General features: G+C 65.2%; 20 protein-coding genes. 11 read left to right on the top strand and 9 right to left on the bottom strand.

Annotated elements, in window-relative coordinates; translation table 11 throughout:
* From BLS48_RS21265 to BLS48_RS35040, 3 genes are all read left to right on the top strand, one after another.
* A partial coding sequence (locus BLS48_RS21265; protein WP_091581602.1) for an efflux transporter outer membrane subunit occupies positions 1-1,425 on the top strand: 1,425 nt, incomplete at its 5' end.
* Positions 1,426-1,813: 388 nt separating this feature from the next.
* Positions 1,814-2,278, top strand: coding sequence for an Hsp20 family protein (locus tag BLS48_RS21260; RefSeq protein ID WP_091581670.1), 465 nt, complete (start codon positions 1,814-1,816; stop codon positions 2,276-2,278).
* Between the two features lie 75 nt (positions 2,279-2,353).
* Positions 2,354-2,833, top strand: coding sequence for a hypothetical protein (locus tag BLS48_RS35040; RefSeq protein WP_143019455.1), 480 nt, complete (start codon positions 2,354-2,356; stop codon positions 2,831-2,833).
* Between the two features lie 134 nt (positions 2,834-2,967).
* On the opposite strand, the gene BLS48_RS21255 is transcribed toward BLS48_RS35040, so the two are convergent.
* A complete protein-coding gene (locus tag BLS48_RS21255) occupies positions 2,968-3,183 on the bottom strand; it encodes a hypothetical protein (protein WP_143019454.1) in 216 nt (71 codons plus the stop codon).
* A gap of 182 nt (positions 3,184-3,365) precedes the next feature.
* Here BLS48_RS21255 and BLS48_RS21250 point away from each other — a divergent pair, with 182 nt between their 5' ends.
* Positions 3,366-3,668, top strand: coding sequence for a hypothetical protein (locus BLS48_RS21250; protein WP_091581600.1), 303 nt, complete (start codon positions 3,366-3,368; stop codon positions 3,666-3,668).
* Positions 3,669-3,752: 84 nt separating this feature from the next.
* Here BLS48_RS21250 and BLS48_RS21245 read toward each other — a convergent pair whose 3' ends face one another.
* Positions 3,753-4,214 (bottom strand): hypothetical protein, encoded by a 462-nt coding sequence (locus BLS48_RS21245; protein ID WP_244529735.1) that lies wholly within the window; start codon positions 4,212-4,214, stop codon positions 3,753-3,755.
* A 121-nt stretch (positions 4,215-4,335) separates the two neighbouring features.
* The gene (locus BLS48_RS21240; RefSeq protein WP_091581595.1) at positions 4,336-4,740 is read right to left on the bottom strand and encodes a host attachment family protein; all 405 of its coding nucleotides are present in this window, start codon (positions 4,738-4,740) and stop codon (positions 4,336-4,338) included.
* A gap of 369 nt (positions 4,741-5,109) precedes the next feature.
* On the opposite strand from BLS48_RS21240, the gene BLS48_RS21235 reads away from it, so the two are divergent.
* The 6 genes from BLS48_RS21235 to BLS48_RS21210 all read left to right on the top strand — a co-directional run bounded on the left by BLS48_RS21235 (position 5,110) and on the right by BLS48_RS21210 (position 11,277).
* Positions 5,110-5,991 (top strand): EamA family transporter, encoded by an 882-nt coding sequence (locus BLS48_RS21235; RefSeq protein WP_091581666.1) that lies wholly within the window; start codon positions 5,110-5,112, stop codon positions 5,989-5,991.
* Between the two features lie 326 nt (positions 5,992-6,317).
* On the top strand, positions 6,318-7,277 hold the full coding sequence (locus BLS48_RS21230) for an AraC family transcriptional regulator (protein ID WP_091581592.1): 960 nt from the start codon (positions 6,318-6,320) through the stop codon (positions 7,275-7,277).
* A gap of 210 nt (positions 7,278-7,487) precedes the next feature.
* Positions 7,488-8,195 carry an outer membrane protein gene (locus BLS48_RS21225; RefSeq protein ID WP_091581590.1) on the top strand — a complete coding sequence of 236 codons (708 nt, stop codon included), beginning with the start codon at positions 7,488-7,490 and terminating at the stop codon, positions 8,193-8,195.
* Between the two features lie 73 nt (positions 8,196-8,268).
* On the top strand, positions 8,269-8,985 hold the full coding sequence (locus BLS48_RS21220; RefSeq protein WP_091581587.1) for an outer membrane protein: 717 nt from the start codon (positions 8,269-8,271) through the stop codon (positions 8,983-8,985).
* A gap of 154 nt (positions 8,986-9,139) precedes the next feature.
* A complete protein-coding gene (locus BLS48_RS21215) occupies positions 9,140-10,522 on the top strand; it encodes an NfeD family protein (RefSeq protein WP_091581581.1) in 1,383 nt (460 codons plus the stop codon).
* Positions 10,519-11,277 (top strand): slipin family protein, encoded by a 759-nt coding sequence (locus tag BLS48_RS21210; RefSeq protein ID WP_091581579.1) that lies wholly within the window; start codon positions 10,519-10,521, stop codon positions 11,275-11,277. Before BLS48_RS21215 ends, BLS48_RS21210 begins: the two co-directional genes overlap by 4 nt.
* A gap of 51 nt (positions 11,278-11,328) precedes the next feature.
* Here BLS48_RS21210 and BLS48_RS21205 read toward each other — a convergent pair whose 3' ends face one another.
* The 6 genes from BLS48_RS21205 to BLS48_RS21180 form a co-directional block, all read right to left on the bottom strand.
* Entirely contained in the window at positions 11,329-13,623 is a 2,295-nt protein-coding gene (locus tag BLS48_RS21205) for a xanthine dehydrogenase family protein molybdopterin-binding subunit (RefSeq protein WP_091581576.1), read from the bottom strand.
* On the bottom strand, positions 13,620-14,603 hold the full coding sequence (locus BLS48_RS21200) for an FAD binding domain-containing protein (RefSeq protein ID WP_091581573.1): 984 nt from the start codon (positions 14,601-14,603) through the stop codon (positions 13,620-13,622). The genes BLS48_RS21205 and BLS48_RS21200 overlap by 4 nt, the downstream gene beginning before the upstream one ends.
* On the bottom strand, positions 14,600-15,079 hold the full coding sequence (locus BLS48_RS21195) for a (2Fe-2S)-binding protein (RefSeq protein WP_091581571.1): 480 nt from the start codon (positions 15,077-15,079) through the stop codon (positions 14,600-14,602). The genes BLS48_RS21200 and BLS48_RS21195 overlap by 4 nt, the downstream gene beginning before the upstream one ends.
* Before the next feature lie 162 nt (positions 15,080-15,241).
* Positions 15,242-17,500, bottom strand: a complete 2,259-nt coding sequence (locus tag BLS48_RS21190) for a xanthine dehydrogenase family protein molybdopterin-binding subunit (RefSeq protein ID WP_091581568.1) — start codon at positions 17,498-17,500, stop codon at positions 15,242-15,244.
* Complete coding sequence (locus BLS48_RS21185) at positions 17,490-18,548, bottom strand: FAD binding domain-containing protein (RefSeq protein ID WP_091581566.1); 1,059 nt, start codon at positions 18,546-18,548, stop codon at positions 17,490-17,492. Before BLS48_RS21185 ends, BLS48_RS21190 begins: the two co-directional genes overlap by 11 nt.
* Positions 18,545-19,042 carry a (2Fe-2S)-binding protein gene (locus tag BLS48_RS21180; RefSeq protein WP_091581563.1) on the bottom strand — a complete coding sequence of 166 codons (498 nt, stop codon included), beginning with the start codon at positions 19,040-19,042 and terminating at the stop codon, positions 18,545-18,547. The genes BLS48_RS21185 and BLS48_RS21180 overlap by 4 nt, the downstream gene beginning before the upstream one ends.
* A gap of 289 nt (positions 19,043-19,331) precedes the next feature.
* On the opposite strand from BLS48_RS21180, the gene BLS48_RS21175 reads away from it, so the two are divergent.
* Positions 19,332-19,961, top strand: a complete 630-nt coding sequence (locus tag BLS48_RS21175; RefSeq protein ID WP_091581560.1) for a TetR/AcrR family transcriptional regulator — start codon at positions 19,332-19,334, stop codon at positions 19,959-19,961.
* The last annotated feature ends 39 nt before the right edge of the window (positions 19,962-20,000 follow it).

Raw genomic sequence — 20,000 nt, 5'->3', positions numbered from 1 at the left:
GCGCTCGCCGGCTGCGTCGTCGGCCCGGACTACCAGAAGCCATTCCTGGCGATGCCGGCAAGCTGGAGCGGTCACAACAAGGCCACGCCGGCCAAGCCGGCGCAATTGTCGAAATGGTGGCAGCGGCTGCGCGATCCCGAGCTGAACACGCTCGTCGACGAGGCGGTTGCCGGGAATCTCGACGTCGCCACGGCGAAGGCCAAGATCCGCGAGGCGCGCGCCAGCTATCGCCAGAGCAGCGGGGCCCTGTTCCCGTCGGTCGACGGCTCCGGCTCGGTCACCCGCAACAAGTCGGCCGCGACCACGTCGGGCTCGAGCGCCATCTACAGCGAATATCAGGCCGGCTTCGACGCCAGCTGGGAACTCGACCTGTTCGGGGCCAACCACAGGAGCGTCGAGGCGGCCCGCTATGGGCTGGATGCGTCGGAGGAGGAGCTCCGCTCGACCCTTTTGACCCTGGTGGGCGATGTCGCCTCGTACTATGCCCAGGCGCGCGGCTATCAGGCCCGCGTCGCGCTCGCCCGGCGCTCGGCCGCATCGCAAAGGCAGACCGCCGAACTCACCCGGACCATGGCGCAGGCCGGCACCGCGACGGCGGCCGATGTCGCGAAAGCCATGGGCCAGGCAAGCAGCACCGAAGCCGATATCCCGACGCTGGAAGCAAGCTATGCCGAGGCCGTGCATCGTCTCTCCGTGCTCACCGGCCGCCCGCCGGCGGCGCTGAGCGAGCGGCTGAAGCGCGGCGCGCCGATCCCGGCGCCGCGGCTGCCGATCCCGACCGGCATTCCCGCCGACATCCTCTTGGCGCGCCCCGACGTACGCATGGCGGAACGGCAATACGCGCAATACACCGCCAAGGTCGGCCAGGCCGAGGCGGCCCGTTACCCCTCGGTCAGCCTGACGGGGGACATCAGCACTTCGGCCTACAAGCTCGGCGATCTCGGCAAGAATTCGTCGATCGGCTGGTCCTTTGGACCGACGCTCAGCGTGCCGGTGTTCAATGCCGGGCAGCTGAAGGCCGCCGTCGAGGTCGCCCAGGCCCAGCGCGATCAGTATTTCATCGCCTACCGGTCATCGGTGCTGAGCGCGCTCGAGGATGTCGAGAATGCGCTCGTGCTCCTGTCGCAGGAGCGTATCCGGATCGGCAAGCTTGCCTCGTCGGCGAAATCCTACGGCGAGGCGGCACGCATCGAAGGCACGCTGTTCAAGGCCGGCGAGACCAGCCTTCTCGACGTGCTCGACGCCCAGCGCTCGCTCTACTCGGCGGAGGACACGCTGCTGCAAAGCCGCGTCCTGCTGGCGACCAACTACATCGCCCTCAACAAGGCGCTCGGCGGCGGCTGGGATGGCGTCGTCGACACCACGACGCCCGAGATCATAGACGTCAAGACCGGGCCACGGCTGGCGAAGCTGGCCGCGCCCTGACCGGTTGCAAGCTGCAGGGTGAGGTATCGAACGGCCCCCAACCGGCACGGCCTTTCGACGCCCCACCGCTGTTCATGTTCAGGCACGCCTGCGGCGCGCCCAGCCCCGCTCGAAGACCACGCCGCGAGGGGCACCTCCAGAGCTCTTGTACGACTTCTCCGGGCCCCCTGCACGTGGATCGCAGAGGTCGTTTGCAGACCTTGTGAACCTCCTCCCGGCAGCCGGTTTTCTCACCATGAAGAGCTCTCATTTTTCTTGCTCGAAGCTCTTGAAGCTGTTTTCGACGTTCCCCAAATCGTTTGCCGTCGAGGCTTTAAAGCTCGACAGCAGGCGGCGCCGCATTGGGCGGCGCACCTTGTACCCATGTTGCTTCAAGGAGAATGTGGCTATGAGAACCTTTGACTCGCTTTATCGCACTACCGTCGGCTTCGACCGTCTTTTTGACATGCTCGACAACAGTAACCGGACCGACTGGCCGCCTTACAACATCGAGAAGACGGGCGAAAACGACTATCACATCGCCATGGCCATAGCGGGCTTCAGCTCCGATGAGGTGGAATTGACGCAGAACGGTCACGAGTTGGTGGTCGTCGGCCAGAAAGCCACCAGCACGGAGGGGCGCCAGATCCTGCACCAGGGCCTTGCCTTGCGGAACTTCAGACAGGTATTCAAGCTGGCTGACCATATGAAGGTGGTTGCGGCGAGCCTCGAAAACGGCTTGCTCAGCATCGACATCGTTCGGGAAATCCCCGAGGAACTGAAGCCTCGCCGCATAAGCATCGGCGCCAGCGATGCCGGGGCGGTCGGCAAGCAGATCAGTCAGGACGTGGAAAAGTCGCGCAAGGTTGCCTGACGGCCAAGCTTTCAACCCTAACGCTGCGGTCCCCTCCCGGTTTCGGCCGGGAGGCCCTGATTGCGGAGATTGGAGATGAACCAGCAGACTGGAATATCCCGCGCTGCAACCCAGCGCGCCACTTTGTTCGAAGGTCTTTCTTTCCTTCCCGACAGTCCCGAGCGTGTGCTCAACCATCCGCGCATGAGCCTGGATGAAAAGCGTGCCTTGCTCGCATCGTGGGCGTCGGACGCTTGTGCAGTCGAAAACCAGCCCACCTTACGAAAACTGGACAACGGGACGATTATCCCGCTCGAAGAAATACTGTGTGGGCTGCGGGCTCTCGATCAAGACGGTGGTCGCGGCAAGCGTCCGTTGCATCGGGTCATGCCGTCGCACACCGCGTTTGATCGCCGCAACGCCCTCATCAGTGGATGGAGGCGTAAATGGCGGTTTACGGGCAAGGATGATGACGATGATCCACCGCCATGCCCGGCGTCGGTTGCCCCACGCTGGCCCCGCGGGGGGCAAAGTGGCCCTTGCGTGGCGGCTGACCGCGAACCAATTTATGCCTGACGGATAGGCTTCTCGCTTGACGCAAGCCATATCAAACCCGCTGCGCGGGACCGTAGCGGGTTTGGGGTCACGTCCTTGCGCAGAGCACACTGCGCCGAAGGATTTCAAGAAGATGATCCAACGCCTCCAAGAGGCTATTTCTTCCGGATATTGCCGTGGTTCAGGTCGAAGGCCTGGGTGTGTCCGGCCTGCTTTTGAAAATCATCCTGCAACTCGCCCCATTCACCGAGGTACGCGCCGCAAAGACTGCAATGAATGGCGGTGTGTTCTTCCGCCTTGTCCGGGATGTCCATCAGGATTGTGCCGCAGGCTTTGCAATCCAGTTTGTGGTCGAGCCGCTTGCCGTCCATCGTTGCTGGAACCTTCCACTCGACAAAGAACTATTTTATCCGCCTGCTTGTGCGCAGTCCACATGTTTCCCAGGGGGGAGCGGGGCGGTCACCATTGTTGACACCGGCGACGCCGAAAGCGTAGGTCGTGGTTCGCGTCTCGCGTCCAAGGCGCTGCGTTTCAACCGTAAAGGCACAATAAAATGGACGAAAAATATTCCAATGCGCGCGAGCACTTTTTCGCTGCGATCAGGACGCTGGCAGCCTCCGCCGACAGCGTTCAAACCCGCCTGATCGACGCCAATTTGAACATTTTGCACGTTACGATCGACGAATTCGATGGTGACCGCGAGCTCAAATTCAAGTTTGCGAAAATACTGGACCTAATGGCCGTCGATCAGGACGATATGGAAACGGTCGCTGTTGAGACAGCCGCGCACATGACGGATTTCGAAGCCATTAAAGTGGCAGATCTGATTTGCGATTTCTACTACGAGCTAACATAGTTCGGCGGCATCGGCGGCATCGGCGGACGTTTGAGCTTCGCCCGCCTGCCGGCCTGAATGTAGGATGTCGGCCAATCAAAAACGCTATTTGCGGTTGAGGTCGATCTCGCTAATCGTGATGTTCTTGCCGGTGGCCGGGTCCTTGTCGATCGTCGTCAAACGCATCCCGTTGTCTCCAACCTTTTCCAGCTTCAGCTGGGCGGCCCGGTCGCCATTGACTTCTTTTGCCCAATGGATGCCGAGGACCAAAGCGTTGCCTGAGCGATTGCCGCTCAGGCCTGCCGGACCTGTGCTCGATCCAGTGTATGTGCCGGCATATGTTTTGCCATCGGTCTTGACGTCGGCGCCGATCGCCCGCGAGAAGACCACGTAGCCTGTACATTTGCCATCAAGGGACAACGAGCTCTCGGTTGCGTCGGACGCGAATTTGCAGTTGATCTTGATGGGCTGAGAATCTGCGTCGACTTTGACCGTGCCCTTGCCAACCCAGCTGCCTGCGAAAGATTTCAGAAATGAACCGTCAGACGCCTGGGCGGGGACCGCCATGCAAAGCATCGCTGTGGCCAGTAAACCAAATAATCTTGTCATGATTGATTGTTTCAATCCAATGGAGGAATAATAAACTAAAGGAGGAATAACAAAATAAAGCTATTGGGATGTGGATGGATTAGGCGGCGGCGACGACTTTCTCGATCTCCTGCGCCGAATGACCGGTGAGATCTTTTGCGATTTCGCCAACAAGCACGGCCGAAAGTTTCTGATGATAGTGCTTGCGCAGTTCCCCAAGCGTCCGGGGAGCGGCGATGATGATGAGATTGGCGATCTGTCCGCCGAGCACCTGCCGGTTGAGGAGATCGGCTGTTCCCGCAGCGAAACTATCTTCCTCGATCTGACTGCCGTCCGGATTGGCGGAACTGCTCTGATGGCGCGCGCCCGACCCCTTGTTGTCGTTTGTCACGTCTTCAGTCGCCGAGGCCGTGAGCTTTGGATTGGCCTCGTCTCCCGAGTTCCGGAACAGGTTGAGCCTCTCGCCGTCAGCTACCGCGACGGTCGCACCCTTGGGAATGTCCATTTGTGAGTCTCCGCTATTGCGCCAGTCGTTGGCTGAACCGATGAATTGCCTGCTGACATTGTTCTCAACGCCTCAAGTCGACATTGGATGCCTTGTGTCGGAGCCTTTGTTGCAATCGCTCCATCGTGGCTGACCTATGATTGCCCGGCGGATTGCTGATGAGGCTCGTTGCGATGCCGAGGCAACGGCGCCTGCCACGCGAACAGGGAAGCGACCGATCACGGCAGGCGTTTGTCCCGTACTTGCCCTCCGGCACCTTGCCCTACTAGCCAGCCGCCTGCTGCCTCACGACAGCCAGGCCGGTTCAGCCTATCCCCATGCCGCCAGGCCGCGCAGATGCCCGACAGGGCAGGGAAGGATGAAACCAACGTGACATCGACGCCGATTGCCCGTCGTGAAGCGGCGCCCTTGCCCATCGCGGCGCTGATGGGCGCCATGGTGTCGATCCAGATCGGCGCCACCTTCGCCAAGGGGCTGTTCCCGCTGATCGGCGCGCAAGGCACGACGACGCTGAGGCTGGTCATCGGCGCGCTGATGCTGGTCGCGGCGCTGAGGCCGTGGCAGATGCGGCCGTCGCGCGCCACCTTGCCGTGGCTGGTCGCCTATGGCGTGACGCTGTGCGCGCTCAACCTTCTGTTCTATGCCGCGCTCGCCAGGATACCGCTCGGCGTCGCGGTGGCGCTGGAGTTCTCCGGCCCGCTCCTGGTGGCGACGGCGACCTCGCGGCGTGCCAGCGACTTTGCCTGGATCGCGCTGGCGGTGGCCGGCATCGTCCTGTTGTCGCCCTTCGTCCGTTCGCTCCAGCCGCTTGATCCGACCGGGGTGATGCTGGCGCTGGCGGCCGGCGGCTTCTGGGCGCTCTACATCGTGCTCGCCCAGAAGGCTGGGGCCGAGCTTGGCACCCGCACCACCGCCTATGGCATGGCGATCGCCGCCGTGCTGGTGCTGCCATTCGGCGTGGCGCAGGCGGGAACCGCGCTGCTCGCGCCGTCGATCCTGGTCAGTGCCTTGCTCGTCGGCCTGTTTTCCAGCGCGCTGCCGTTCTTTCTGGAAATGGTGGCGCTGACCCGGATGCCGGCGCGCATCTACGGCACGCTGACCTGTCTGGAGCCGGCGCTGGGCGCGCTGGCCGGCTTCCTGTTCCTGCATGAAACCCTGACCGCGCCGCAACTGGCCGGCATCGCCGCCGTCATTGCCGCCGCCTTCGGCACCGCGCTGACGTCGCGGCCGCCGGTGCCGTCACCGGAATAGGCTTTCCAGAGACCGCAATTTGCCGAGCCCAACCTCGCTCGAGGAGACCGATGGGGCCGGGGCCGACGCCGCGCATGGAAGCGCGGATCGGAGATGGCGAGCCGGGCCGCCGGGTAAGATCGATTGCGGCCAACCCTTACGCATGGTTGCGGGTATTTCCTGAATCCCGCCGGCCAGATCGATGAAGTTCAGGAAAATTCTTGTCCGAAACGGCAATGGAATTGTCGCAAAGCGCACAAGTATTTCCCGCTCTGGACAGACCGTTATCTGGTCCAATACGGTGCGTGTCCAAGTGAAGACGCGCGTGTAGAAAGGCCGGTTGCTCCTTGCAAAAGAATGTCTTCTCATCGATCGAACTGCCGCCGCATCTGGACCACCGCGCACGGTTCGCGCTCTGGCAGGACATCCATGTCGCCGAAATATGGTCGGTCGAATATACGATTTCCGAGAAGCTGTCGTTCGAAGCCGCGATCGAAGCGACGGCCGTCGGGTCGCTGGTGCTCGGGCAGATGGCCGGGACGATCAGGCATGCCAGCCGCAAGGCGGGCAACATCGCCGCCGATGGCCGCGACGGCTATCTGCTGCTGGTCAACAATGGCGATACCGTGCTCAGCGGCACCCAGGTTGGCCGCGATTATCACGTGGGCAAGGGCGAGGCCGCGCTGGTCTCGGCATCGGAAGCGTTGCAGATGACCGGCGGCGACAACAATGTCTGGGCGAATGTGGTGCTCCCCCGCGCCGTGCTGGAGAACGCATTCACCCGTCTCGACGACCGGCTGGCGTTGCGCATCGGGGCCGACAACGAGGCGCTCGACATGCTCAAGCGCTATTGCCGTTTCCTGGAAGCGGGCCCGGCCTTGCTCTCCCCCGACCTTGTCAGCCACGCCACCGAAACGATCGTCGATCTGATCGGCCTGGCAACTGGCGCCAAGGGCGAGGCCGCCGAACTGGCGGGCCTGCGCGGCCTGCGCGCGGCACGACTGCAGGCCATCCTGCAAAAGATGCGGGACAATTTCGCCGATCCGGCCATTTCGGCCCAGAGCGTTGCCTGGCAATTGCGGCTCTCCGTGCGCTATGTCCACGATCTCCTGCAGGAAACCGGGGTGAGCTTCGCCGAGCGCATTCTCGAATTGCGCTTGCAGAGAGCCCATCGGATGCTCTGCGACAGGCGCAATGACCGAATGCGGATCAGCGAGATCGCGCTGCTCAGCGGCTTCTCCGACGTCTCCTACTTCAATCGCTGCTTCCGCCGCCGCTTCGGTTCGACGCCGAGCAGCGCCAGGTAGACCGCCCGCGAACCCTGCCGAATGCATGGCGCGCCAATCGACTGCGGCTGAATGGCCACACCGACCTGGAAAGCGCTGCGGCGCTTTCCAGGACAATTCCGGTGCGGCCCAGCCCAAGACGCCGCCGGCGGACAATGCAACACCGGGTGCTCGATCGCCGTGGAGCATTTTCGCGGCGGGGACCACAACCCTTGGGGCGGCAGACAACCAATGAAAACGATCCTTCTCGCTACGGCCTTCATCCTCGCGCCGATCGGCATGGCATGCGCGGCTGACATCAATGAGGTTTCGCCCGTTTCCAGCTACGACTGGTCCGGCCTCTATGCCGGCGTCGACGTCGGGTATGCAGCCGGAAAATCCAATCTGTTCATCGCTGGCGGCGGCTTGGGCGGAGCCTCCGATCTGGACAGCTCCGTCGATCCGGACGGATTTATCGGCGGCATCCATATGGGCGCCAATTACCAGATGGCGAACAACTTCGTGATCGGCGCCGAGGCCGACCTTGCCTATTCCAATATCGATGGACTGGCGGGGATCGACGCCGGCGGCGGTGGCGTCAACACGCTGCTCAGGAGCGAACTCAAATGGTCGGGGTCGGCGCGCCTGCGGGCCGGCTATGCGTTCGATCGCACTCTTCCCTACATCACTGCTGGCGTGGCCGCGGCCAAGTATGAATTGATTGCAGTCAGCGCGGGGGGCTCTGGCGCCGAAATAACGCTCCACAGCGACAGCCATGTCGGCTGGACCGTTGGTGCCGGCGTTGAGCACGCCTTCACCGACAGGTGGATAGCGCGCGCCGAATATCGCTACTCCGATTTCGGCAGCCAGGACCTCTCGGTCGCAGCCGGTCTGCCCACGGAGACGAACGTCGATCTGCAGACGCACGATATCCGGGTCGGGCTCAGCTACAAGTTCTGATCCTCCAGATCGGACAACCTCGCGTCGTCCATTCCGCGCGGGTGATGCAATAGTTTTGGGATAGCAACAAACGATGAAAACCATTCTTCTGGCCACGGCCTGCATCCTCGCACCTGTCGGCTTGGCGTCCGCGGCGGACGCCAACGCGGTCCTGCCTGTTGCCGCCATCTACAATTGGTCCGGCGCCTACATTGGCGCGCAAGCCGGGTACGCCTGGGGGAACGCAAGGGTCGGGCAGACCTTTGCACCGGGCAGCTTCGATGATTACGGCTGGGGCTACAGTCCGTCCGGTGGTTTCGGCGGCCTGTATGCTGGCTATAGCGAGCAGTTCGACGGCGGGTTGGTCCTTGGCATCGAGGGCGATTACAGCTTCGCCGCCGTGAAGGACACGACGCTCTATCGAGCACTCGGCGTCGACGACCCTGCCTTTGGCGGCGAGCTCAAGCTGGATTCGGTCGGCTCCGTGCGCCTGAGAGCCGGCTACGCGATGGATCGGTGGCTTCCCTTTGTCATCGGTGGCCTGGCCGTGGCAAGCTACAAGCACACCACCGTCGACATTCCGGGCGGTCCCTACGCCGACGTCAAGGATACGATAGCAGGCTATACGCTGGGCGCCGGCGCCGAATACGCCGTCACCGACAATTGGGTGGTTCGCGGCGAATACCGGTTCGCCGATTTCGGCCGCCACACGTCCCAGCGTCACTTTATCTCTGATGGAGCCCCGCTCGGCTCCGAAGAGATCGAGCTGTCGACGCATGATATCCGGATCGGTATCGCCTACAAATTCTGAGCGGCATTCCCTGAGAGAGCAAACCGCTGAAGCTGCCAATCTCCCCCGATCGAGGGAGATTGCGCGCTCAGCCGCGCTCGCCAATCGCCGCCACCGCTCCCCCCCATGGACTTCTCCAAAATACAACCCATATGGATTCCATGGAGCTTTGAGCGTGACCTTCGCGCGGGTGGCCCTTCTTGCCGCGGCCTTTGTCGCCGCCGCTGTCGTTTCTCCCTTCTCTTCTGCCGGGAGCGAGAGGGTCGCGCTGAGCGTCGCCATTGACGGCGCCATCGGGCCGGCAAGCACAAGGCAGCTCGAGGAAGCGCTCGACGTCGCCGCCAGGCGGGACGCCTCGGTCCTCATTCTTCAACTCGATACGCCCGGCGGGCTGGTCACCTCGATGCGCGAGATGATCGCCGATATTCTCGCTTCGCCGGTGCCCGTCATCGGCTATGTCGCGCCGGCCGGCGGCCATGCGGCGAGTGCCGGCACCTACATCCTCTACGCCACTCATATCGCGGCGATGGCGCCCGGCACCAATCTCGGCGCCGCGACGCCGGTCGAGATGGGCGGCCTGCCGTCGCTTCCAGGCGGCGAGAAGGACAACGGCCCGGCCAAGGACGAGAAGGACGCCACCGGGCGGCCGGCGGGCGACGCGATGATGGCCAAGGTGACCAATGACGCCGTCGCGCTGATCCGCTCGCTCGCCGAACTGCGCGGGCGCAATGGCGACTGGGGCGAGAAGGCCGTGCGCGAGGCGGCGAGCCTGTCGGCCAATGCGGCGCTGCAGGAACATGTGATCGACTTCGTCGCCCACGACACCACCGAGCTGTTGCAACTGGCCGATGGGCGCACCGTCGACGTGGCCGGCAAGAAAGAGGTGCTGGCGACGAAAGGGCTGCCGGTCGAGACGCTGGAGCCCGGCTGGTTCATCCAGCTGCTCGCCATCATCACCGACCCCAACACCGCCATCATCCTGATGCTGGTCGGCGTCTATGGCATCATCTTCGAGTTCACCAGCCCAGGTGCCGTGGCGCCCGGCGTCATCGGCACCATCTGCCTCGTGCTCGGCCTCTATGCGCTCAACCTCCTGCCGATCAACTATACCGGCCTTGCCCTGATGCTGCTCGGCATCGCCTTCCTCGTCGTCGAGGCCTTCAATCCCACCGTCGTGCTTGGGCTCGGCGGCGTGGCCGCCTTTCTGTTCGGCGCCGCCATGCTGCTGAGAGTCGAGGGGCCGGGCTTTGCCATGTCATGGGCCATCATCGGCCCCGCCGCCGCGCTGACGCTTGGGCTGGCGCTGCTGACCGGCACCTATGTCTGGGCGGCGCGCAGGAACCCGCCGCGCGTCGGTGGCGAGGCCATGCGCGGCCTGCCGGCCGAGATCCTCGATTGGCAGGGCGGCGAGGGCCACGTGCTGGCCCAGGGCGAGCGCTGGCGGGCGAAGGCCGACGAACCTGTCGCGCCCGGCGACAGCGTCGAGGTGACCGATGTCAGCGACCTCGTGCTGACGGTGCGGCGGCGCGACGCTGCAAGGAACGGAGCAAAACAATGAGCATCGGTTACGTGGCCTATCTGTTGCTTGCGCTGGTCGTGGTCATATTCCTGTCCGCGGCCATCCGCATCCTCAGGGAATATCAGCGCGGCGTGGTCTTCACGCTCGGCCGCTTCACCGGGGTCAAGGGTCCCGGCCTCATCATCCTCGTCCCCTTCGTCCAGCAGATGGTGAAGGTCGACCTGCGCGTCGTGGTGCAGGACGTGCCGCCGCAGGACGTCATTTCGCGCGACAACGTCTCGGTGAAGGTCAACGCGGTGCTCTATTTCCGCATCGTCGACGCCGAGCGGGCGGTCATCCAGGTCGAGGACTTCATGGCCGCCACCAACCAGCTGGCGCAGACCACGCTGCGTTCGGTGCTCGGCAAGCACGAGCTCGACGAGATGCTGGCCGAGCGCGACAAGCTCAACAGCGATATCCAGGAGATCCTCGACCAGCGCACCGATGCCTGGGGCATCAAGGTCTCCAATGTCGAGATCAAGCATGTCGATCTCAACGAGAACATGATCCGCGCCATCGCCAAGCAGGCCGAGGCGGAGCGGCTGCGGCGCGCCAAGGTGATCAATGCCGAGGGCGAGCAGCAGGCAGCGGCGAAACTGGTCGAGGCGGGCCGGATGCTGGCGGCCGAGCCGCAGGCCATGCAGCTGCGCTATTTCGAGGCCTTGCACGACATCGCCGGCGAGCGCTCGTCCACGGTGGTGTTCCCGCTGCCGGTGGATCTGCTCAGCCAGTTCATGAAGGGGCAGGGGAAGTGAGTCGGGCGGAGTGCCAATCTCCCCCATGTGGGAAGATTGGCAGTTCCACCCCTAGATCAGCTTCTCCAGCGTGATCGGCAGATCACGCACACGCTTGCCTGTCGCATGGAACACCGCGTTGGCGATCGCCGGCGCTACGCCGACAATCGCCAGTTCACCGACGCCCTTGCCGCCGAGCACCGAGGAGTGCAGGTCGGGGATGCCGACCGAGATCACTTCGATGTCAGGGATGTCGGCATTGGTCGGCACCAGATAGTCGGCGAGGTTGTTGTTGACGATGCGGCCGTGGCGGCGGTCGACGATGCCTTCTTCCAACAGCGCCTGGCCGATGCCCATGATGATGCCGCCCTTCCACTGGCTTTCGGCCAGTTTCGGATTGTAGAGCCGGCCGGAATCCAGCGCCGATACGACGCGCGACACGCGCACCGTGCCGAAATCCTCGTCGACGCGCACCTCGATGAAATGCGCGCACCAGGAGTAGCGGGAATAGTCGCCCTCGGTGTGCGGCAGCGACATGGCGATGGTGGTGTAGTTCTTGTAGCGGTCCTGCGCCGTCGAATTGGCCGGCATGGTGTCGCCGGTCGCCTCGATGTGGTCGCGGCCGATGCTGGCCAGCAGTTCGGCGATGGAGAGATCGGGACCGTCACCGCGCGGCGAGGCGATGCGACCGTTGGCGACGACCAAAGTGTTCGCCTGCAGCGCGTGGAAGGGTGAGCGCGGGTCGCTGATCGCCAGCCCGATCAGCTGGTCGAGCGCGGAGGTCGCTGCCTTGTAGACGGCGCCGGTCATCACGCCGGCCAACCGCGAGCCGCCGGTGACGCCGGCGCGGGGGAAGCGGGAGTCGCCCAGTTTCACCACGACAGTGTCGGCCGGCACGCCGACCGTTTCGGCGGCGGTCTGCGCCAGGATCGTGTAGGTGCCCTGGCCCATGTCGATCGAGGAGCTCTCGACCTCGACCGAGCCGTCGGAAAGGATGCGCACGATCGCCTCGCCATAGGCGCGCCGCACCGGATAGGTGCCGGCGGCGACGCCCCAGCCGATCAGCTGGTTGCCGTCGCGCATCGAGCGCGGTTCGGGTGCCCGCCTGGCCCAGCCGAAGCGTTCCGCTCCCGCTGCAAAAGCCTCGCGCAACTGCCTGGTCGACCAGGCTTTTTTCGCATGTGGGTCCTGTTCGGCATAGTTCCGCAGCCGGATCTCCAGCGGGTCGATGCCGACCTCGTAAGCGAGTTCGTCGATGGCGCTTTCGATGCCGAAGGCCGAGGGGTTTTCACCCGGTGCGCGCATGGCGCCCGGCACTACCGAATTGACCCGCACGACATTCTGTTTCGAGGAGAAATTCGGCGTCGCGTACATGATCGAGGTGACCGACCCGAGCGGCTCGACCCACATGCCGTCCATGGAGGTTTCGTTGACGCCGCGATGCACGATCGACTGGATGCGGCCGTCGCGGTCGGCGCCGAGCGCCACCGTCTGCCGCGTCGCCGCGCGGCCGCCATAGCCGGTAAAGGTCTGCTGGCGCGTCATCACCAGCCGCACTGGCCGGCCGAGCATTTTGGCGGCACATGCCGCCACCGCGCCATGGCTGAGCGCCAGCGCCTTGGAGCCGAAGCCGCCACCAATATAGGGCGAGACCAGCCGGACATTCTCGAATGACACGCCGAACCATTCGGCATAGGTGCGCGCCATGCCGTCCAGCCACTGGCTCGGCTCCCATACGGTCAACTGGTCGCCTTCCCAGCGGGCGATCAGGCCATGCGGCTCCATCGGCGCCTGGTATTCGCGCGGCGTGTTGTAGGCGGCGCAGACCCGGACCGGGGCCGAGGCGAAAGCGGCTTGCGCGTCGCCCCATTCTTTGGTCATGGCGTCGATCGGAATGCCGTCGCCGGCCTTGCCGTCGCTGAGGTCGACGATGGCCGGCGTCTCGTCGTAACTGACCTTGACCAGGGCCGCCGCGGCGACCGCTTGCTCGAAGGTTTCCGCCACCACGGCCGCGACGTGCTGGCCCGAGAAGGTGATGTCGTGCGCCAGCGGGCAATAGGGTTTGTCGGGTGGCGGCGTGCCGAACCAGTCCGATGCGGTCCTGAGGCTGATAATGGTGTCCGGCGTCAGCACCTTGAGCACGCCGGGTGCGGCTTCAGCGGCGGTGGTGTCGATCGCGCGCACCTTGCCCGATGCAATCGTGCTTTCGAGCAGCACGGCATAGGCGAGGCCTTCGAGCTGTTGCTCGACGGCGTATTTCGCAGCGCCGGTGATCTTGGCCGGGCCGTCGACGCGCGACAGCCGGCCGCCGACGGCTTCCGCCGTCACGCCATCCGAAGCATCGCCATGTCTTGTGTGAACGGTCATGCCGTCTCTCCCAATTTGAGGATGGCGCGCGCGACAACGCGCGGCGCGAGCTCGATCTTGTAATGGTTGGCGCCATGGTCGACGGCGCCTTCGACGGCGAGCAGGCTGGCGGCACGGACGGTTTCCGGTTCCAGCACCTTGCCTTTCAGGGCGTCTTCCACGGCGCGGGCACGCCAGGGCTTGGTGGCAACGCCGCCGAGCGCGACGCGCAGGTCACGGATGGTGCGGCCGTCGGCCTCGAACTCGATGCCGACGGCCGCGCTCGCCGCCGCAAACTCGTAGGATTGCCTGTCGCGGATCTTGAGGTAGGTCGAGCGGCGGGCAGCGGCGGTCCCGGGGATTTCGATGGCGGTGATCATCTCTCCCAGTTCGATCGCGTGTTCCCTGTCGGGTGTGGTGCCGGGCAGCAGGAAAAAGTCGTCGACCGAAACGCGGCGCTCGCCGAGATGGACGACCGCGTCGAAGGCGACCAAGGCCACGGCGAGGTCACCGGGATACATGGCAATGCAGGCCTCGCTGGTGCCGAGCACGGCGTGTCCCCTCGTGACGCCGCCGATCGCCGAACAGCCTGAGCCGGGCTGCCGCTTGTTACAGGCGGGGAAATTCGAGGGATCGCGGAAATAGGGGCAGCGGGTGCGCTGCATCAGATTGCCGCCCATGGTCGCCATGTTGCGGATCTGCGCGGACGCCGCCTGCCACAACGCTTCCGAGACGGCGGGGAAGCGGCTCTTGATGTCGGCATGGTCGGCGACATGGCCCATCCTGGCCAGCGCGCCGATGGTGGCGCCGCGCTCGTTCACCTCGATCCGGTCCAGCCCCGTGAGATGGGTGATGTCGACCAGCGTGTCGGGTTCGGTGACGCCGCATTTGGCGAGATCGATCAGCGTGGTGCCGCCGGCGAGCAGCATGGCGCCGGGCAGGGCAGCCGCCTCGCGTGCCGCATCGACCGAAGTGGCGCGAAGATAGGAAAAATCCCTCATGATGCGACCTCCAGAGCTGCCTGCCGGACAGCGGCGACAATGTGCGGATAGGCGCCGCAACGGCAGAGATTGCCGGCCATGTATTCGCGGATTTCGTCATCGGAGCCGGCATGGCCCTCGCGGATGCAGGCCACCGCCGACATGATCTGGCCTGATGTGCAGTAGCCGCACTGGAAGGCGTCCTGCTCGAGGAAGGCAGCCTGCACGGGATGCAGTTCGCCCTCCCGTGCAAGCCCCTCTATGGTGGTGATGGCGCGGCCCTGAGCCTGAGCGGCCAGCGTCAGGCAAGCCAGCACGCGCTCGCCGTCGACATGCACGGTGCAGGCGCCGCACTGGCCGTGGTCGCAGCCCTTCTTGGTGCCGGTGGGGGCGAGCCGGTCGCGCAAGGCGTCGAGCAAAGTGACGCGCGGTTCCAGCTGCAGTTCGTGATGCTGGCCATTGATGTCGAGATGAATAGGGATTGTCGTTTTCGTCATGGGCGTCTGGCTCCAGTTGCTTGACGCTGGTGGAATTGATCTGTTTTGGGCAGGGGCAGCCGGCGGTCTAGCGCCAGCTGTCCGGCCGCCCGTCGCTTTCGCTCCGGGCGTTCGTCGTTCGGGAAGCCAGGCCCTGGCCTTCCGGTTGTTACGCGGTCTCCCTCAGACCAGCAGGTCCTCGATGCGGATCGGAAAGCGCCGGGGCCGCACGCCGGTTGCGTGCCAGACCGCATTGGCAACCGCGCCGGCGGTACCGGTGATGCCTATTTCGCCAACACCCTTGATGCCGAGCGCGTTGACGTAAGGGTCGTCCTCGTGGACCAGCAGTGCCTCGACCGACGGCACGTCGGCATTCACCGGGACATGGTATTCGGCGAGGTTGGCGTTCTGGATCCGGCCCGAGCGCCGGTCGGTGATGGCTTCCTCGTGCAGCGCGAAGGAGACGCCCCAGATCATGCCGCCATAATACTGGCTGCGCACCAGCCGCGGATTGATGACCCGTCCGGCGGCGAACGCGCCGACCAGCCTGGTGACGCGGATCTGCCCGAAATCGGGATCGACCTTCACCTCGGCGAAGACGGCGCCATGCGCGTGCTTGGCGTAGGTCTCCTGGGACGCCGGGTCCGGAGCGCCCTTGCCGTGGCCTTCGATCTCGGTGAGGCCGGCGCGCGCAAGAATCTCGGCATAGCTTTCACTGCGGCTTTCATCGTCGCGCCGGTACAGGCGGCCGCCGCGTGCCAGCACGCCTTCGTTGCCGGCGCCGAACAGCGGCGAGGCCTCGTTGCCGGTGGCGAGATCGGCGAGCCTGGCGATGACGGCGGCACCCGCATTGTGGATCGCCATGCCGGCTGTCGCCGTGTGGCCGGAGCCACCGGCAATGCCCGCATTGGGCAGGTCGGAGCTGCCGGCCCTGAAATCGACCTGTTCGATGTCGAGCCCCAGTCCGTCTGCGGCGATCTGCGCGAAGGCGGTCCAGGCGCCTTGCCCCATGTCCTGCGCGCCAGTCTCCATCAGGCCGCTGCCATCGGCCTTCAGCACGGCACGCGCCTCGGCCTGGAACATGATGGCGGGGAAGGTCGCCGTGCCCATACCCCAGCCGGTGAGGAAACCGTCGGCGTCGCGCATCAACCGGGGCTGAAGCGGGCGGCTCGCCCAGCCGAATGCCTTAGCGGCTTGGCTGTAGCATTCGCGCAGCGCCTTGGAGGAAAACGGTTTGCCGGTCATCGGCTCGACCTCGGCATGGTTCCTCAGCCGGAATTCCAGCGGGTCCATGCCGCAGGCGTGAGCCGCCTCATCGATGGCGCTCTCCAGCGCGATCGAGCCGGTGGCTTCGCCGGGCGCCCGCATGAACAGCGGCGTACCGGTGTCGAGCCGCACGGCCTCGTGCGACGTGGTGATGGCGGGGCTGGCATAAAGCGTGTGCGAGGCGTCCGCCGCCGGTTCGAAGAAATCGTCGAACGTGCTCGACGCGGTCTTGGCGTGATGGTGGATGGCGGTCAGCCGCCCCTCGCCATCCATGCCCATGCGCAAGGTCTGGCGCGTCGGCGCGCGATGGCCGACCGGCCCGTACATCTGCTCGCGCCGCAGCACCAGCTTGACCGGACGGCCGACCAGCCGCGCCGCCAGGATGCCTAGCACCTGCGGCCCGGAAATCATGCCTTTCGAACCGAAGCCGCCGCCGAGGAAGGGGCTGCGGATGTGGATGTTTTGCGGCGCGATGCCGAACAGGCCGGCGATGCGGCCCTGCGCCATGGCCAGGCCCTGGCTCGGCGTGTCGATCGACAGTCTGTCGCCATCCCAGGCGGCGACGATCGCATGCGGCTCCATGGCGTTGTGGTACTGGGCCGGTGTCTCGTAGGTCGCCTCGATCCGCGTCCTTGCCGATTTGAGGCCGGCCTCGATATCGCCCTTGTGCTGCACCGCCGGACCGCCGACGCCGACACCACGCGGCACGAAGCTTTCGGCGTCGTCGAGACCGACGCGCGCCGGCAGCGCTTCATAGCGCGGCGACAGCAGCGCCGCCCCTTCGGTCGCCGCTTCAAGCGTCTCGGCGATCACAACGGCGATGGTCTGGTTGGGGTAGCGGACCTGATCGTTCTGCAGCAGGTCGAGCCGGAACATGAAGGGATGGTCCTTGGCATCCGGATCGGCGGCGAGCGCCGGCCGGTTCCTGGGCGTCATCACCTCGACCACGCCCGCATGCGCCTTGGCCGCCTCGATATCCAGCGAGGCGACGCGGCCGCGCGTGATGCTGCTGACGGCCAACACGGCATGGAGCATGCCGGGCGGATGGTTGTCGGCGGCGTAGCGGGCCGCACCAGTGACCTTGAGGAAGCCATCGCGACGGGTCAGCGGCTGGCCGATGCTGGAGCCCTGCCGGGCATGGGCGGGTTGCTGGTTGAGGCTGAGTTCAAGCGTCATGGCGCGCTCCGGGAATGTTCGAGAACGGGGAGGCAGGAAGGGCCGGCAGCCGCTCGGGCGTTCCAGCCTGCGCGGACATCAGCGCCCTGACCACGATGCGGCGGGCAAGCTCGATCTTGAAAGCATTGTCGCCGGAGGGACTGGCGTCGGCCAAAGCGGCATCGGCAGCACGAATGAAGTTCGCCTCGTTCGCACCGGCGCCGAGCAGGACGGCTTCCGCCGACCGCGACCGCCATGGCTTGGCCGCGACGCCACCCAATGCCAGCCTTGCGGCGCGGATCTTGCCGCCGTCGACGACAAGTGCCGCGGCGGCCGAGACGACCGCGAAGGCATAGGAGGTGCGTTCGCGCACTTTCAGGTAACGGGCATTGGCGGCGAAGGAGGCAGCCTCCGCCGGCAGCCGCACCGCCACGATCAGGTCGCCGGGTTCCAGCGCGTTCTCCCGCTGCGGCGTGTCGCCCGGAAGCCGGTGGAATTCCGCCAGCGTGACGTGGCGCCGGCCCGCCTTGCCCTCGATCTCGACCACGGCGTCGAGCGCCACCAGCGGCACGCAGAAGTCCGACGGATGGGTGGCGATGCAGGCATCGCTCCAGCCAAGCACGGCGTGCAGGCGGTTTTCGCCCCCAAGTGCCGCGCAGCCGGCGCTGGGCTCGCGCTTGTTGCAGGCGCTGGCGGTGTCGTAAAAATAGCTGCAGCGCGTGCGCTGCAGGAGATTGCCGCCGACGGTGGCGGCGTTGCGGAGCTGCGCCGAGGCGCCCGACAGCAGCGCTTCCGCCACCGCCGGATAGGTCCTGGCGAACGCCGCGTCGTGGGCGAGATCGGCGTTGCGCACCAGCGCGCCGATGCGCAGGCCGCCATCGTCGAGACGTTCGATGCGGTTGAGCTCCGGCAGCCGCGAGATGTCGACGATGCGTTCGGGGCTGGTGACGCCACCTTTCATGAGGTCGAGCAGATTGGTGCCGCCGGCGAGATAGGCCGAACCCGGCTCGGCCGCCGCCGCGATGGCGTCGGGGATGGTGGCGGGCCGGATGTAGTCGAAGTCTCTCATGCCGCGGTCCTCCGGTCGGCTTGGGCAAGCTGTTGCTGGGCTTCCAGGACGGCCTCGACGATGCCGCCATAGGCCGCGCAGCGACATATGTTGCCGCTCAGCCCCTCGCGGATGCGTTCGGGATCGTCGCCGGCCTGTCCTTCGGCAATCAGGCCGAGCGTGCTCATGATCTGGCCGGGTGTGCAGAACCCGCATTGGAAGCCGTCATGGGCGATGAAGGCGGCCTGCACCGGATGCAGCTCTTCACCACGGGCGACACCTTCGATGGTCATGACATTGGCGCCGTCCTGGCTGACCGCCAGCGCCAGGCAGGAGTTGATGCGCTTGCCGTCAACCAGCACCGTGCAGGCGCCGCACTGGCCGCGGTCGCAGCCCTTCTTGGTGCCGGTGAGATCAAGCCGCTCGCGCAGCAGGTCGAGCAGGGTTACGCGTGGATCGACCTCCAGTTCGTGTCGGTGTCCGTTGATGGTGAGCGTGATGGGAAGGCTGGTCATGGGCGTCTGGCTCCAGTTTGCTTGACGCGGATGGGAAGGGAACTGGTGCCTTGCCGGCGAAGGGCAAGGTACCCTTATGGTCAGGTACTGGCGGAAGTGGAGATGACAGCGAATCTCGCGTGAGACAGGCGGGCAGGGGAGATGTCGGCTTGCAGGTTTGAAAGACGTGACATACCGGTTCCCCTGATTATATGATAAAGGTGCTCCACTAAATCGGAGGCGCCTCCGTTTATTACGTGGGGGCTGACCCGGCTGGGTTCAAGCCCTCGACACGACGTGGAGAAAGAAATTGGCCGCAGAGCCGTCCAGCGCTGAACGGAAGACCGATGCCGCGGACGCCAAGCGGCTGCGCGCCGATGCGCAGCGCAACCGCGACCGGCTGGTCGAGGTGGCCGCGATCGTCTTTGCCGAGCGCGGCATCGATGCCTCGCTGGAAGAGGTCGCGCGCCGCGCCGGCGTCGGCATCGGCACGCTCTACCGGCATTTTCCGACGCGCGAGCATCTGGTCGAGGTGGTCTACCGCCGTGAGGTGGAGGCGCTGTGCGCGGCCGCCGGCGAGCTCGCCGAAAAACATCCGTCCGATGTCGCGCTGGAACAGTGGATGCAGCGCTTCGTCGACTACATCGCCACCAAGCGCGGGCTGGCAACCAGCCTGCGCATCTTGCTCACCACCAATTCGACGCTGTTTTCCGACACGTCGGGAAGGGTGTCGCAGGCCCTGCGGCAACTGGTTGACGCAGCAGTGGCCGACGGCACCATCCGCAGCGACGTCGACGCCTCCGACGTGCTGCACGCGCTGTCCGGCATCTACTCTGCGCCTGATACCCCGGAATGGCGCGACCGCTCGCGCCGGCTGGTCAAGCTCTTGATGGACGGGTTGAGGTTCGGGGCGGGGAAGGGGGCGAAGAGCGGCGAGTGAAGGAAGTGGCATAGGCTTCCGCGCCCGCGAAACCACCGA

The organism is Mesorhizobium qingshengii (assembly GCF_900103325.1).
Lineage (GTDB): Bacteria > Pseudomonadota > Alphaproteobacteria > Rhizobiales > Rhizobiaceae > Mesorhizobium > Mesorhizobium qingshengii.
The sequence above is the reverse complement of the archived record's forward strand: the minus strand, read 5'-3'. Positions and strand labels throughout refer to the sequence as shown.

Bases quoted from the DNA above. Each gene is read 5' to 3' on its own strand.
- BLS48_RS21250 (WP_091581600.1), top strand. From the start codon at position 3,366: ATGGACGAAAAATATTCCAATGCGCGCGAGCACTTTTTCGCTGCGATC.
- BLS48_RS21240 (WP_091581595.1), bottom strand. From the start codon at position 4,740: ATGGACATTCCCAAGGGTGCGACCGTCGCGGTAGCTGACGGCGAGAGG.
- BLS48_RS21200 (WP_091581573.1), bottom strand. From the start codon at position 14,603: ATGAGGGATTTTTCCTATCTTCGCGCCACTTCGGTCGATGCGGCACGC.
- BLS48_RS21190 (WP_091581568.1), bottom strand. From the start codon at position 17,500: ATGACGCTTGAACTCAGCCTCAACCAGCAACCCGCCCATGCCCGGCAG.
- BLS48_RS21185 (WP_091581566.1), bottom strand. From the start codon at position 18,548: ATGAGAGACTTCGACTACATCCGGCCCGCCACCATCCCCGACGCCATC.
- BLS48_RS21260 (WP_091581670.1), top strand. From the start codon at position 1,814: ATGAGAACCTTTGACTCGCTTTATCGCACTACCGTCGGCTTCGACCGT.
- BLS48_RS21210 (WP_091581579.1), top strand. From the start codon at position 10,519: ATGAGCATCGGTTACGTGGCCTATCTGTTGCTTGCGCTGGTCGTGGTC.
- BLS48_RS21255 (WP_143019454.1), bottom strand. From the start codon at position 3,183: ATGGACGGCAAGCGGCTCGACCACAAACTGGATTGCAAAGCCTGCGGC.
- BLS48_RS21205 (WP_091581576.1), bottom strand. From the start codon at position 13,623: ATGACCGTTCACACAAGACATGGCGATGCTTCGGATGGCGTGACGGCG.
- BLS48_RS21195 (WP_091581571.1), bottom strand. From the start codon at position 15,079: ATGACGAAAACGACAATCCCTATTCATCTCGACATCAATGGCCAGCAT.
- BLS48_RS21225 (WP_091581590.1), top strand. From the start codon at position 7,488: ATGAAAACGATCCTTCTCGCTACGGCCTTCATCCTCGCGCCGATCGGC.
- BLS48_RS35040 (WP_143019455.1), top strand. From the start codon at position 2,354: ATGAACCAGCAGACTGGAATATCCCGCGCTGCAACCCAGCGCGCCACT.
- BLS48_RS21220 (WP_091581587.1), top strand. From the start codon at position 8,269: ATGAAAACCATTCTTCTGGCCACGGCCTGCATCCTCGCACCTGTCGGC.
- BLS48_RS21245 (WP_244529735.1), bottom strand. From the start codon at position 4,214: ATGGCGGTCCCCGCCCAGGCGTCTGACGGTTCATTTCTGAAATCTTTC.
- BLS48_RS21180 (WP_091581563.1), bottom strand. From the start codon at position 19,042: ATGACCAGCCTTCCCATCACGCTCACCATCAACGGACACCGACACGAA.